This is a genomic window from Flagellimonas lutaonensis (assembly GCF_000963865.1).
Taxonomy (GTDB): Bacteria; Bacteroidota; Bacteroidia; order Flavobacteriales; family Flavobacteriaceae; genus Flagellimonas_A; species Flagellimonas_A lutaonensis.
In genome coordinates this window covers 1,357,568-1,371,396 of sequence record NZ_CP011071.1, presented here as the reverse complement: position 1 = coordinate 1,371,396, position 13,829 = coordinate 1,357,568, and the positions used below count along the sequence as shown (strand labels likewise).

Below are 13,829 nucleotides of genomic sequence, written 5' to 3'. Positions count from 1 at the left end.
TCGGGAGTTTTTTTATGGGGGCAACCAAATTTCCAAAAAGCCTTGGCCACACCGCATAAAATCACAAAAAATCACTATTTTTCCCTGTTTTTGGGTCAAATTGGGGCATTTTTGACTAGAAAAGGATACTGAAATGAGCAAAAAGACAGCGGCGATAACAGCTGTGGGGGGCTATGTGCCCGATTTCGTACTCTCCAACAAATTGTTGGAAACCATGGTTGAGACCACCGATGAGTGGATCACGACCAGAACCGGAATCAAAGAGCGAAGGATCTTGAAGGAAGAAGGCAAGGGCACCTCCTTTTTGGCGATAAAGGCTGCTGAAGACCTTATCGAGAAAAAGGGCCTCGATCCACTTGAAATCGATTTGGTTATCATGGCCACGGCCACGCCCGATATGCCCGTTGCATCTACTGGGGCCTATGTGGCGTCACAAATTGGGGCGAAAAATGCATTTTCATATGACCTTCAGGCCGCTTGTTCAAGTTTTTTGTTCGGTATGTCGGCTGCCGCCAGTTATATAGAATCCGGGCGTTACAAAAAAGTACTATTGATAGGTGCCGACAAAATGTCTTCTATTATTGACTATACCGACCGAACCACATGCATCATTTTTGGTGATGGGGGCGGCGCAGTGCTATTCGAGCCCAACGACGAAGGGCTTGGGGTTCAAGATGAACATCTGAGATCTGATGGGGTAGGGCGCCAATTCTTAAAAATAGATGCCGGGGGTTCCATTTTACCCGCATCGGAGGAAACAGTCAAGAACAAGCAACATTATGTTTATCAAGATGGGAAATCGGTATTTAAATTCGCGGTATCTAACATGGCAGACGTATCGGCCATGATCATGGAGCGCAACGGCCTGACCCACGAAGATGTAAACTGGTTGGTACCGCACCAGGCCAACAAAAGAATCATAGACGCCACGGCCAATAGAATGGGCCTTGACGAAAGCAAGGTTATGATGAACATACACCGATATGGCAATACCACATCGGCGACACTTCCCCTTTTGTTGCATGATTATCAAGCACAACTCAAAAAGGGCGATAATTTGATATTCGCAGCCTTTGGCGGCGGATTTACTTGGGGCTCCGTATATTTGAAATGGGCCTATTGATTATAAACTAACTAAATCAAATTTCATGGATCTCAAAGAAATTCAAAGTCTGATCAAGTTTGTGGCCAAGTCTGGGGCCAGCGAGGTAAAACTTGAGACCGAAGAGTTAAAGATTACCATTCGCACAGGTTCGCACACCAACACACCGGAAACCACGATAGTGCAGCAGATACCGATGGCGCAAGCTCCGGTGGCGGCTGCACCTGCAGCACCTGTAGCCGAGGTGCCAAAGGCACCTTCTGCTGAAGAAAAGAAATCAGAAGAAGATGATTCTAAATACATCACTATTAAGTCACCCATAATCGGCACCTTCTACAGAAAGCCGTCTCCTGACAAGCCTCCTTTCGTTGAGGTTGGTCAAGAAATCAAACCAGGCGATGTGCTTTGCGTAATTGAGGCAATGAAACTATTCAATGACATCGAGTCTGAAGTTTCTGGTAAGATTGTCAAGATTTTGGTTGAAGATTCTTCACCGGTTGAGTTTGACCAGCCATTGTTCTTGGTTGATCCCAGTTAAAATTTCAATACCAATCCCGATGGCCATCGGGACCGAATCTTACATTTTTGATTGGATTTTGGTGCTTGGAATTTGAATTTTAAACAAGAAGCTATGTTCAAAAAAATATTGATTGCAAATAGGGGGGAGATTGCACTACGGGTTATTCGTACCTGCAAGGAAATGGGTATCAAAACCGTCGCGGTCTACTCAAAGGCAGATGAAGAGAGCCTCCATGTCCGTTTTGCAGATGAGGCCGTTTGTATCGGTCCGGCACCCAGTAACGAATCGTACCTTAAAATACCGAATATCATCGCTGCGGCTGAAATAACCAATGCAGATGCCATTCACCCAGGGTATGGGTTTCTTTCCGAAAACTCAAAGTTCTCTAGAATTTGTGCCGAGCACGATATCAAATTCATCGGCGCCTCTGGGGAGCAGATAGACAAAATGGGCGATAAGGCCACGGCCAAGGAGACCATGAAGAAAGCCGGGGTGCCAACCATTCCCGGTTCTGATGGTATCCTAAAAGATGTTGAGGAAGCCAAAAAGGTCGCCAAGAAAATGGGATACCCCGTAATGATAAAGGCCACTGCCGGTGGCGGCGGAAAAGGAATGCGCGCCATCTGGAAGGAAGAAGACCTTGAGAAAAACTACGAAAGTGCCGTAAAAGAGGCAGAGGCCGCTTTCGGCAACGGTGGCATGTACATGGAAAAATTGATTGAGGAGCCCCGACACATTGAAATTCAGGTTGTGGGCGACCAATACGGCAAGGCATGCCACCTCTCCGAACGTGACTGCTCTGTGCAACGTAGGCATCAAAAATTGACCGAAGAGACCCCATCGCCTTTTATGACCGATAAATTGCGCGATGCAATGGGAAAAGCGGCGGTAAAGGCAGCGGAATATATCAAATATGAAGGTGCGGGCACTGTCGAATTCTTGGTAGACAAGCACCGCAATTTCTATTTTATGGAAATGAATACCCGTATTCAGGTAGAGCACCCAATCACCGAACAGGTCATCGATTACGATTTGATCCGTGAACAGATCTTGGTGGCGGGCGGAGTACCGATTTCTGGCAAAAACTATACGCCAAAACTACATTCCATTGAATGTCGGATCAATGCCGAAGACCCATATAACGATTTTAGGCCATCACCTGGAAAGATAACCACATTGCATACCCCGGGGGGTCACGGTGTGCGGTTAGACACCCATGTGTACAGTGGGTATTCGATTCCTCCGAACTATGATTCCATGATAGCCAAATTGATTACAACGGCCCAGACTAGGGAAGAAGCCATCAACAAGATGCGAAGGGCATTGGATGAGTTCGTCATCGAAGGTATCAAAACAACGATACCTTTTCACAGACAGCTCATGGAGCACCCCGATTACTTGGCGGGCAACTACACCACCAAGTTTATGGAAGACTTTAAGATGGATCCAAAATATAAATATTAAAGAGCGCCCCGACCTAGTCGGGGTTTTTTTATATGGAGTTAAGTTATTGGGAGGATAGGATATGGTTTTCAGATATTGATTTCACCATAGTAGGAAGCGGTATCGTGGGTTTGACCACGGCCATTTTTTTAATGGAAACATATCCAAGCTCAAAAGTACTTGTACTTGAAAAGGGCCTTTTGCCGCAAGGTGCCAGCACCAAAAACGCGGGCTTTGCCTGTTTTGGCAGCATTTCTGAAATCACCGCCGATCTAGAATCCCATAGGGAAGACGAAGTGGCACAGTTGGTGCGCCAACGGTTTGAGGGCATTCAGTTGCTTCGACATATGCTGGGCGATAAAAACATAGAATACGAACGCCTTGGCGGGCATGAGATTTTTTTAAAGAAGGATACCTACCTATATGACCGCTGTAAAGGACAGATGGGAAGGATAAATAAGTTATTGAAGCCCATTTTTAAAGAAAACCCCTTTAAGGAACAGCCTAACCACTTTGGCTTTAAAGGCGTTCAAGACACGTATATAACACACCAATTTGAGGGGCAGTTGCACACAGGCAAGATGATGCTTCACTTACTGAAGAAAGCACAACGCCTCGGTGTTATCGTTTTAAACGGAATGAGGGTAGATGCCTTTGAGCATGGCCCCAATGGAGTGCATATAAAAACCGAACAACTCGAATTTTTTAGCAAGAAACTGTTTGTGGCCACAAACGGTTTTGCGGCACAATTACTAGACGAAAAAGTAAAGCCCGCACGGGCCCAAGTTTTGGTCACCCACCCGATTGAAAACCTTCGTATCAAGGGCACCTTTCATTTTGAAGAGGGGTATTATTATTTCAGGAACGTAGAAGGTCGAATTCTGTTTGGGGGCGGCCGCAACCTTGACCTTAAAGGAGAAGAAACGGCCCGGTTCGGCACCACAGGGCATATTCAAGAAGCATTGGAACAACTTCTCGCCGAGGTGATACTACCGGGAAGGGCGGTTGAAATTGATCGCCGTTGGAGCGGTATCATGGGTGTTGGCCCCAAAAAGAGACCCATTGTAAAACAACATAGTGACCACGTATACTGTGGTATACGCCTAGGCGGTATGGGGGTTGCAATAGGCAGCCTGGTGGGCAGGCAATTGGCTTCAATGGCATAGGGCCGTAAGCTACATCTTACCCTACTAAATTCAATCGTTTGTTGATAATATGAAGGGCGATGTTCAAATACACCAGACGGCCTATTTCGAGAGGCTCATCATGATTAAAGAAAATAGGTCCTGAGTCTTCTCGAATGCCCTCGATAAGATAATGGCTGCCCTTAAAGAAACAGTCTTTCACCACCACCTTGAAGCCAGATTTTTTGGCCAGCCGCAATTCGTGCGGGTAGGCCAATACCTGATGTTCGGTCTTGGCATAGTCTTTTAAGAGCTTTATGGGCAAATGGTTCACCCTGCCAAACAAACCTGCCACGTAGGGTAATTTTGGGTTGTGGTACAGCTGTGTTGTCGCTTCTTGAACAAGGGCTTCCCCATCTTTCAGGATCAGTACCTCATCTGCAAATGAGAGCACGTCGTCCGGGTCATGGGTGGCCGTGACCACGGTTATGTTCTTTTCCCTTAAATATGGAAAAAGGCGATGCCGCAATTTGTTCTTTTTAAACTGATCGATGTTACTGAAAGGCTCGTCCAGCAATAATATTTCAGGCTCTTGTGCCAATGCCCGTGCCAGTGCAACGCGTTGTTTTTGACCGCCGCTCAGGTTTTTGACCTTTACCTCACCCATATCTTCCATCTCGATGACCTGTAGCAGTTCTGCAACCCGTTGGTCATGCTTTTCTAGATTAAAGGCAGATAGATGTGCTGAGATGTTCTCACCAACGGTGGTAAAGGGCATGAGCTCAAAATCTTGCGAAACGTATTTCATGTACTTTTCGCCAGGAATAAGAGTGAAGTTTGGCCCCAATACTTGATGGCCGTTCCAGTGTACCTCACCATGTTTCAACTCCAAAAGTCCGTAAATGGCCTTGAGCAAGGTGCTCTTGCCCGAACCGCTTTCGCCCATAATGGCCAAGTGCCCACCCCGTTCAAGCCGCAGTGAAATGGTGTCGAGCACTGGTTTTTTGTGATAGGCGAATGAAACGTTTTTTAGTTCGAGCATTGTTCGGTCATGAAAAAATCCGCTTCTATTAGAAACGGATTTTAATATCACATTATTTCAAATATCCCTAATCCTTAAACTCTTTTAACACGGCTTGATTGGGTATTTCATCATATCCCATGTTGTACAAAGTAAAGGCGAAAATATCGGCATACTGCTCGATGGTCTTGCTTACAGGGGTGCCTGCGCCATGCCCTGCCTTGGTCTCGATGCGTATTAGCACGGGATTGTCGCCTGCCTGTTTTTCTTGTAGTTCCGCGGCAAACTTAAAGCTGTGGGCGGGTACTACACGGTCATCGTGGTCGCCCGTTGTGATCAGGGTGGCAGGGTATTCGACCCCTTCCTTGACGTTGTGAACGGGGGAATATCCTTTTAGGTATTCGAACATTTCTTTGCTTTCTTCAGCCGTGCCGTAGTCGTAGGCCCAGCCTGCACCAGCGGTAAAGGTATGGTAACGGAGCATATCCAACACACCAACGGCTGGTAACGCAACCTGCATCAGGTCTGGGCGCTGGGTCATGGTAGCACCCACCAAGAGACCGCCATTGGATCCCCCGCGAATAGCCAGGTATTCTTTTGAGGTATACCCCTTTTCTATAAGGTACTCGGCAGCGGCGATAAAATCATCGAACACATTTTGTTTCTGCATTTTGGTGCCCGCCAAGTGCCACTTTTTTCCATATTCGCCCCCACCGCGAAGATTGGGTACGGCATACACGCCGCCCTGTTCCATCCAAACGGCGTTCACAATACTGAAAGAGGGCGTAAGGCTGATGTTGAAGCCACCGTAACCATATAGGATCGTTGGGTTCTTTCCGTTGAGTTCAATCCCTTTTTTGTGGGTGATGATCATGGGCACCTTGGTACCGTCCTTAGAGGTATAGAATACCTGTGTCGACTCATAATCATCAGGATTGAAATCAATGTCAGGCTGCCAATACAATTCGTACTCACCGGTTTCCACATTGTATTTATATGATGATCCTGGGGTCTTGTAATTGGTGAATGAAAAATAGAATTCCTTGTCATCTTTTTTGCCACCAAAACCTCCTGCGCTTCCCACACCGGGCAATTCCACTTCACGAACCAGATTGCCTTCATAGTCGTATTGCAACACTTTCGAGATGGCATCGACCATGTATTCGGCAAAGAAATAGCCTCCGCCGGTACCGGCCGTTAAAACGTGCTCGGTCTCGGGAATCAGGTCTTTCCAGTTCTCAGGGGAAGGATTGGCAGCATCGGCAACCACCACTTTTTTATTGGGAGCATTACGATTGGTAACCAGGTAAAGGGTGGAGCCCTCATTGTCGATTACATAAGTGTCTGAATCGGTATCGCCTACGATGGTCACCAACTCGCTGTTTGGCTCCGTCAAATCTTTCAGGAACAATTTATTGCCCGAAGTGGAAACGGATGCCGAAATAAAAAGATATTTTTCATCTTCAGAGACATAGCCCCCTACATACCGGTGTTTTTGCTCGGGTGTGCCGCCGAAGATAAGCTCGTCTTCTGACTGGGGCGTGCCCAGTTTATGGTAATATAGTTTGTGCTGATCGGTCTTGGCCGAAAGTTCGCTGCCCTTGGGCTTGTCGTAGCTTGAATAGAAGAAACCATCATTGCCCTTCCAAGAAATGCCACTGAACTTGATATCGACCAAGGTGTCTTCTACAATCTCTCTGCTCTCGGCATCAATAACGACCGCCTTGCGCCAGTCACTGCCCCCCTCTGATATCAGGTAGGCCGCCATTGAACCATCTTTGGTAAAGCTAAGGCCCATCAAAGAGGTAGTGCCATCTTCCGAGAAGGTGTTGGGGTCTAGAAATACCTCGGCTTCGCCGTCTTCTTTTTTCCGGTAGACCACATATTGGTTCTGAAGTCCGTCATTTTTATAGAAGTAGGTGTAATTGCCTTCTTTAAAGGGCGAACTTAGTTTTTCGTAGTTCCATATTTTTTCCAAGCGTTGCTTCAGGTCATCACGAAAGGGAATGCTGTCAAGATACCCAAACGTAACATTGTTCTGGGTTTTTACCCAAGCCTCGGTCTCGGCACTTCGGTCGTCTTCGAGCCAGCGATACGGGTCTGGCACCTCGGTTCCAAAATACGTGTCAACCGTGTCTACTTTTTTGGTTTCCGGATAGTTCACAACAATAGGGTCTCTCTTTTTTTCCATATTACAGGCGGCAAAGATAAGAACGGACGCGAGGATGGTTATTTTTCTCATTTTCGATAGGAATTAGTCTTGCTAAAATACCATTAAACCAAGGAAAGTCAGAGCAATACCGAAAAGTGTTAACTTTTTTTAACGCATGATTTGTCATTCCCGCAAAAACAGGAATCCATCACGAAAAATAACGATGTTTTTTTGATTCATGCGGATTCAGGAATGACCATCTTACACAAGGCCTTTCTCTACCAAATATTCAGCAATCTGTACGGCATTGGTTGCAGCACCTTTGCGCAGGTTGTCAGAGACAATCCACATATTGAGAGTATTGCGCTGCGTTTCGTCGCGACGAATACGACCCACGAAGACTTCATCTTGGTCATGTGCATAGATGGGCATGGGGTAGGTGTTGGTCTCAGGGTTGTCTTGCACCACCACCCCTGGGGTTTCACTCAACAGTTGACGCACTTCAGAGAGGTCAAAATCATTATGGAATTCCACATTGACGGACTCAGAATGCCCGCCTGAAGTCGGAATGCGTACGGCTGTGGCGGTTACCGAAAAGGTGCGGTCATCAAATATCTTTTGGGGTTCTCGGGCAAGTTTCATCTCTTCTTTGGTGTAGCCGTTTTCCATGAATACATCGCAATGGGGCAGTGCGTTTCGGTTAATGGGGTATGGGTAGGCCATTTCGCCCTGCACCCCCGCCATTTCGTTTTCGAGTTGTTGCACCGCCTTTACGCCTGTACCCGAAACGGATTGATAGGTAGAGACAACGACCCGTTTCATTCTGTACTTTTTGTGCAGGGGGTTCAGCGCCATGACCAATTGTATGGTCGAACAGTTGGGGTTGGCGATTATTTTGTCTTCTTTGGTGAGCACATGGGCGTTTATTTCGGGCACCACCAATTTTTTGCTGGGATCCATTCGCCATGCAGAAGAGTTGTCAACCACAGTGGTTCCTACTTCTGCAAATTTTGGGGCCCATTCCAACGAGGTATCGCCACCAGCCGAAAAAATGGCTATTTGGGGCTTTGCAGCCACCGCATCGGCCAAACCGATGACCGTATGTTCTTTTCCATTAAAGGTCAGTTTTTTGCCGACGGAACGCTCAGAGGCGACCAAGAGCAATTCGGTAATCGGAAAATTACGTTCGGCCAGTACTTTTAGCATTACTTCGCCTACCATTCCGGTGGCACCTACAACGGCTACTTTCATCTTTTTTGATTTGAGAAGCCAAAGGTACTGCCAAAGCCGGAAAGGGCAAATGAAAATTGAATAATTTAGAAAAATACAACAATAAGTTATATTTGAAACAAATGCTCATGCCTTTTCCTTACAGAGAATACTGCACACTGGGCTTCATAAAAAAACCGCCTGTCACTGAGCATAGTCGAAGTGAAGGGCGGTTTAGGTTAAACGTGATGTAGCGGCCTTCCCTGAATTTTTTCAGGGCCGTGCCCGAACGGACATTATTTTTTCAGTGCATCCCGAATCTCCATCAAAAGGTCTTTTTCTGATGGCCCTGGATCGGGTGCCGGTTCTTCTTTTTTCTTCATCTTATTGACACCTTTCACGATCAAGAACATGACAAAGGCCACAATGATAAAGTCGATTACATTGGTGATGAAATCGCCGTAGAGTACAGCCACTTCGCCCACCTTTTCACCTGCATCGTTCATGGTTCCTTCCTTGATTATGTATTTTAAATCTTTGAAATCGGCATCGAACAATAGACCGATCAATGGAGAGACAATACCTCCGGTAAATGAGGCCACCACTTTGTTAAAAGCAGCACCCATAACGAAACCAACGGCGATGTCGACGAGGTTTCCTTTCATGGCAAAATCCTTGAATTCTTTAAGCATCTGAATAAAGTATTAATGGTTATTGGTATGCAATGTAGCCAAAAAAAAGTGGTCTACCCTCATTTTAAGGATTTTATACAATAATGATACGATGTACCCTGGGTGATATGGCCGTCAATAGTTCATACGAAATGGTATTGGCGGTATTCGCAAACTGCTCGGCCGAAAGATCACCGCCAAATACCAAAACCTCATCTCCTTCCTTACAGTCGATATCCGTGACATCGACCATAATCATATCCATACACACATTGCCTATGATCGGGGCCTTTTTACCATTTATGAGAACAAATGTTTTACCGCCCCCATATTGGCGGCCGATACCATCGGCATGGCCAATTGGTAGGGTCGCGGTGATGCGGTAGCCATCTGAGACAAAGCCCCTGTTGTACCCAACGCTCTCGCCGGGCTCAATTTTGTGCAATTGCGAGATAATGGTTTTTAGGGTCGCTACCGGGCGAAGCTGGGGGTCAACTTTGGGGTCGTTGCCATAACCGTACAATCCGATTCCGCTGCGCACCATTTCAAACTGTGCTTCGGGGTAGTTGATGATTCCCGAGGTGTTCAATATATGGCGCATGGGTTGATAACCCAGTTTCTGGGAGATTTCAACACTGATTCTTTTAAAAGTGTCGATTTGTCGAAGGCTGAATTCACGCTCACCGGAATCTTCTGAGGCGGCCAAGTGTGAAAAGACAGAAATTACCTTCAGTGCATCCCTGTCTTTCAATTGTTCAAGAATGTAATCTACGTCTGTTGACCAAAACCCCAAACGGTTTAAACCCGTGTTGAATTTTAGGTGTACCGGATAGTTTTTTTGCTCTTTTTCTGAAGCGACCTTTAGAAATTCACGAAGCATTCTGGGTGAGTAAAGACTGGGTTCTAGACAACGGTCTATCATTTCGCCCAAATTGGCTATCTGCGGGTGCAACACCAAAATAGGCTTTGTAATGCCGGCATCTCGCAACACCCTCCCTTCTTTTACATATGCAACCGCAAAATAATCTACATCGAGATTTTCGAGCTTTTGTGCAATGGCGACCATATCACTCCCATAGGCAAAGGCCTTTACTACCGCCAAAAACTTGGTCTTCGGTTGCAACCGTAATTTTAGGTGATTGAAATTGTGTTCGAGTGCAGTAAGGTCAATTTCAAGTGTGGTCTCGCCAATCTTACCCATTTGCAGCTTTTTTGTTGGCTACCACTTCTTCCACCTCGACATCCATCTTATTCAGTTTTTCTTTTAACATGGCCTTGTAGAATGCTGCCCGGCTCAAGGGCTCGTACTCTTCGGTTTCGCCCAAAAGCACCAGTTTGTCGTCATTCGATTTTCGAAAACTATAGTTGGCAAGGTTTCCGGTGCGGGTACACACGGCATGTACCTTGGTTACATATTCGGCAGTGGCCATTAAGGCAGGCATCGGCCCGAACGGATTTCCTTTAAAGTCCATATCCAATCCCGCAACCACCACACGGACCCCCCTATTGGCAAGATCGTTGCACACGGTAACTATCTCATCATCAAAAAACTGGGCCTCGTCAATGCCGACCACATCACAATCATCGGCCAACAGCCGTATGTTTGCGGCAGCGGGCACAGGGGTAGAGCGAATTTCATTGGCATCATGGGACACCACCATTTCCTCGTTATAGCGAGTATCAACAATAGGTTTGAATATTTCAACCTTTTGCTTGGCAAATTGGGCACGTTTCAACCGTCGGATCAACTCTTCGGTCTTACCTGAGAACATAGACCCACAGATGACCTCTATCCACCCGAACTGTTCTTTATGATTGACCGTGTTTTCGAGAAACATGTTGTACTTTTAAACGAAAGTAAGCCGTTTTACGTTTCTATTAAAGAAGAACCTAAAATTACTAAAAAATCCATGCTCGGTTAACGGTAAATTTTAACCTTTTATTCAAAACGGGGCACGGATTTTGGTAGTACATTTATACAAAGAACCAGAAAGATGAAACGAAAGATTAGGGAAGAGCTTGTAAAACTTTCGACCGACATCATAACTTCGACAGAAGACCACCAGTTGGCAGACCTCTACGAAAGGGCCAGGGATCTTTATGAAAAGTTGGCAGTTTTAAAGTTTATTGAAGAAAAATTGAACGATGTCGAGATTGATGTTTCAAAAAACGTGTTGGCGGCCCGCTTTGAAAAAATGGCCACTTCCGTTCTTAGCGGCAACACCTCTGTACCCGAGACCAACCCGCACGAAGAAGATATCATCACCCCGGGAATGCAGACCATCAAAGACATGGTTTCTGAGATGCCCAGTGAGGCCATTGAGCATATTTTTTCAGATTTCATCGCCAAGCCCGGCAACATGAAAAGCGATAAGGAAATCTTGACCCCTGAAGTGCCCGACACCAAAACCGAAAAACCCAAGCAGAAATCGCTAAACGATAAGCTGAACACCAAGAAACTTCAAATTGGGCTCAACGACCGCCTTGCCTTCGTGAAGCATTTGTTCAATGACAATGTTGAAGAGTACAATCGTGTCATTTCGCAATTGAATACCATTGAAAGTGAAGAACGATCCTTATCGTTCATCGATAATATGGTGAAGCCCGAATACAATAATTGGGAAGGAAAGGAAGAATACGAGACAAGGTTCAAGACCCTTATCTCACGAAAATTTTCTTAGCATTAAAAGTTTGCTCAAAAACAAAAGACCAATTGCCGGTGCGTAGTTGGTTTTTTATTTTTAGAAAATGGGAAAACTGTATGTGGTGCCGACACCTATCGGTAATTTAGAGGATATGACCCTTCGGGCCATAGCGGTGCTGAAAGAGGCAGACCTGATTCTTGCCGAAGATACCCGTACCAGTGGAAAGCTTCTAAAGCATTTCGACATCAATACCCCTATGCTGAGCCACCATATGCACAACGAGCATAAAACAGTAAATGGGCTGGTAGATCGAATGCTGGCCGGCGAAACCCATGCCCTTATCTCAGATGCTGGTACACCCGCCATTTCTGACCCCGGATTTTTACTGGTTCGTGCCTGTCTTGAATACGAGGTAGCCGTAGAATGTTTGCCGGGAGCCACCGCTTTTGTTCCGGCATTGGTAAATAGTGGTCTGCCGAACGATCGTTTTGTGTTCGAGGGTTTTCTGCCCATTAAAAAGGGGCGGCAGACCCGCTTGCAACAATTGGCCGAAGAGATCCGCACCATGGTGTTTTATGAATCGCCCCATAAACTGGTCAAGACCCTTGGCCAATTCGTTGAACACTTTGGGGCAGACCGTCGCGTTTCGGTCTCAAGAGAGCTCACCAAGCTATATGAAGAAACCATTCGTGGAACCATTTCAGAGGTACTACAGCATTTTATGGAAAATCCTCCCAAAGGGGAGTTTGTAATTGTGGTCGAGGGAAGGAAATAATGCGAAAACTGCTATCTGATATCAGAAGATGCACTGTTTGCACAAAGCATCTGCCCTTGGGGCCTCGCCCCATTGTTACCGCCCATAAGGAAGCCAAAATCGTTATCATCGGACAGGCACCGGGCAAAAAGGTACACCAAACAGGAGTACCGTGGGATGACCCCAGCGGAAAGCAACTCAGAAAGTGGCTGGGGGTCAGCGACGAGGATTTCTATGATGAAACCAAGATAGCGTTGATTCCTATGGGTTTTTGCTACCCTGGAAAGGGGAAATCCGGTGATTTGCCGCCACGCCCCGAATGTGCCCCATTATGGCATGGGCCGCTGCTAAAACAAATGCCCAATTTGCAGTTGATCATTCTGATCGGGCAATATGCTCAACACCATTATTTGGGCGACAAAAAAGAAAAGAACCTTACCGAAACAGTCAAGAATTATAAAAACTACTTGCCCGATTATTTTGTACTGCCCCACCCATCGCCGCGAAACAGGTTTTGGTTAAGCAAAAACCCGTGGTTTGATGAAAACATCTTACCCCATTTAAAGAAAATAGTTGAGACTATTCTTCGTCAATAAAAAAAAGTTCTTCCACTGATAAATTGAACAAGCGAGCCATCTTTATGGCTAAAACAACGGAGGGATTGAATTTGTTTTTTTCAATGGCATGAATAGTTTGTCTGGAAACCCCCAATTTCTCTGCTAGTTCAGCCTGGGTAAGATTTAATCGAGCCCGTTCTACTTTAACAAGGTTTTTCAAAGCTCTTGATTTTTATTGAAATAAAATATGAGAAGAAACAGACACATGAACAGAGATAATACTACCTCAACCTTAAATTTAATAGAGGGGTCAAAAATATGAACAACAAAGGCGATCAAAAGGAAAATGGTAATGGTTATTTGATATGATTTCAATCTTATAAGTTTGATATAATCATCCTCGATTTTCTCTTTTGAAAACATATATATCAAAAGGCCAAGGGTGGGTAAGATGTATAGGATGCTGTATAGGTTTTCTCCATATAAATCTTTTAAATAATGGTGAGTACCGCTTGGCGTCCCTCTAAGTCCATCCATAAATGAATCTCCTGCAGTTAACAATGAAGCAATGACAAAAAGCATTAGACCTATTTTCTTGAACCAATTTGGCAATATTTGAAAATCCATTTCT

At 45.6% G+C, this 13,829-nt stretch carries 15 protein-coding genes; 7 read left to right on the top strand and 8 right to left on the bottom strand.

Annotated features, from left to right (window positions below; translation table 11 throughout):
• The first annotated feature begins 133 nt into the window (after window positions 1–133).
• The 4 genes from VC82_RS06360 to VC82_RS06345 all read left to right on the top strand — a co-directional run bounded on the left by VC82_RS06360 (window position 134) and on the right by VC82_RS06345 (window position 4,231).
• Window positions 134–1,123, top strand: coding sequence for a beta-ketoacyl-ACP synthase III (locus VC82_RS06360; protein WP_045801628.1), 990 nt, complete (start codon window positions 134–136; stop codon window positions 1,121–1,123).
• Between the two features lie 25 nt (window positions 1,124–1,148).
• Window positions 1,149–1,640 carry an acetyl-CoA carboxylase biotin carboxyl carrier protein gene (gene accB, locus VC82_RS06355; protein WP_045801627.1) on the top strand — a complete coding sequence of 164 codons (492 nt, stop codon included), beginning with the start codon at window positions 1,149–1,151 and terminating at the stop codon, window positions 1,638–1,640.
• Between the two features lie 93 nt (window positions 1,641–1,733).
• Window positions 1,734–3,086, top strand: a complete 1,353-nt coding sequence (gene accC, locus VC82_RS06350) for an acetyl-CoA carboxylase biotin carboxylase subunit (RefSeq protein ID WP_045803292.1) — start codon at window positions 1,734–1,736, stop codon at window positions 3,084–3,086.
• Window positions 3,087–3,118: 32 nt separating this feature from the next.
• Window positions 3,119–4,231 carry an NAD(P)/FAD-dependent oxidoreductase gene (locus VC82_RS06345; protein WP_045801626.1) on the top strand — a complete coding sequence of 371 codons (1,113 nt, stop codon included), beginning with the start codon at window positions 3,119–3,121 and terminating at the stop codon, window positions 4,229–4,231.
• Between the two features lie 16 nt (window positions 4,232–4,247).
• Here the strand turns inward: VC82_RS06345 and VC82_RS06340 are convergent, their stop codons facing one another.
• From VC82_RS06340 to VC82_RS06315, 6 genes are all read right to left on the bottom strand, one after another.
• Complete coding sequence (locus VC82_RS06340) at window positions 4,248–5,231, bottom strand: ABC transporter ATP-binding protein (protein WP_045801625.1); 984 nt, start codon at window positions 5,229–5,231, stop codon at window positions 4,248–4,250.
• Between the two features lie 67 nt (window positions 5,232–5,298).
• Complete coding sequence (locus tag VC82_RS06335; protein ID WP_045801624.1) at window positions 5,299–7,452, bottom strand: prolyl oligopeptidase family serine peptidase; 2,154 nt, start codon at window positions 7,450–7,452, stop codon at window positions 5,299–5,301.
• 171 nt (window positions 7,453–7,623) lie between these two features.
• On the bottom strand, window positions 7,624–8,613 hold the full coding sequence (locus VC82_RS06330) for an aspartate-semialdehyde dehydrogenase (protein WP_045801623.1): 990 nt from the start codon (window positions 8,611–8,613) through the stop codon (window positions 7,624–7,626).
• Window positions 8,614–8,867: 254 nt separating this feature from the next.
• Entirely contained in the window at window positions 8,868–9,263 is a 396-nt protein-coding gene (mscL, locus tag VC82_RS06325) for a large conductance mechanosensitive channel protein MscL (RefSeq protein WP_045801622.1), read from the bottom strand.
• 73 nt (window positions 9,264–9,336) lie between these two features.
• Window positions 9,337–10,443, bottom strand: a complete 1,107-nt coding sequence (alr, locus tag VC82_RS06320) for an alanine racemase (protein WP_045801621.1) — start codon at window positions 10,441–10,443, stop codon at window positions 9,337–9,339.
• Window positions 10,436–11,080 carry a thymidine kinase gene (locus tag VC82_RS06315; RefSeq protein WP_045801620.1) on the bottom strand — a complete coding sequence of 215 codons (645 nt, stop codon included), beginning with the start codon at window positions 11,078–11,080 and terminating at the stop codon, window positions 10,436–10,438. The genes alr and VC82_RS06315 overlap by 8 nt, the downstream gene beginning before the upstream one ends.
• 156 nt (window positions 11,081–11,236) lie before the next feature.
• On the opposite strand from VC82_RS06315, the gene VC82_RS06310 reads away from it, so the two are divergent.
• The 3 genes from VC82_RS06310 (at window position 11,237) to VC82_RS06300 (ending at window position 13,237) form a co-directional block, all read left to right on the top strand.
• Window positions 11,237–11,923, top strand: a complete 687-nt coding sequence (locus VC82_RS06310; protein WP_045801619.1) for a hypothetical protein — start codon at window positions 11,237–11,239, stop codon at window positions 11,921–11,923.
• Window positions 11,924–11,990: 67 nt separating this feature from the next.
• Window positions 11,991–12,662: a 16S rRNA (cytidine(1402)-2'-O)-methyltransferase gene (gene rsmI, locus VC82_RS06305; protein ID WP_045801618.1), complete on the top strand. Its 672-nt coding sequence runs from the start codon at window positions 11,991–11,993 to the stop codon at window positions 12,660–12,662.
• Complete coding sequence (locus tag VC82_RS06300; protein WP_045801617.1) at window positions 12,662–13,237, top strand: uracil-DNA glycosylase family protein; 576 nt, start codon at window positions 12,662–12,664, stop codon at window positions 13,235–13,237. The genes rsmI and VC82_RS06300 overlap by 1 nt, the downstream gene beginning before the upstream one ends.
• Here the strand turns inward: VC82_RS06300 and VC82_RS06295 are convergent.
• Both VC82_RS06295 and VC82_RS06290 read right to left on the bottom strand, forming a co-directional pair.
• The gene (locus VC82_RS06295; protein ID WP_045801616.1) at window positions 13,221–13,418 is read right to left on the bottom strand and encodes a helix-turn-helix transcriptional regulator; all 198 of its coding nucleotides are present in this window, start codon (window positions 13,416–13,418) and stop codon (window positions 13,221–13,223) included. The genes VC82_RS06300 and VC82_RS06295 overlap by 17 nt on opposite strands.
• Complete coding sequence (locus VC82_RS06290) at window positions 13,415–13,825, bottom strand: hypothetical protein (RefSeq protein ID WP_045801615.1); 411 nt, start codon at window positions 13,823–13,825, stop codon at window positions 13,415–13,417. Before VC82_RS06290 ends, VC82_RS06295 begins: the two co-directional genes overlap by 4 nt.
• Window positions 13,826–13,829 lie beyond the last annotated feature (4 nt).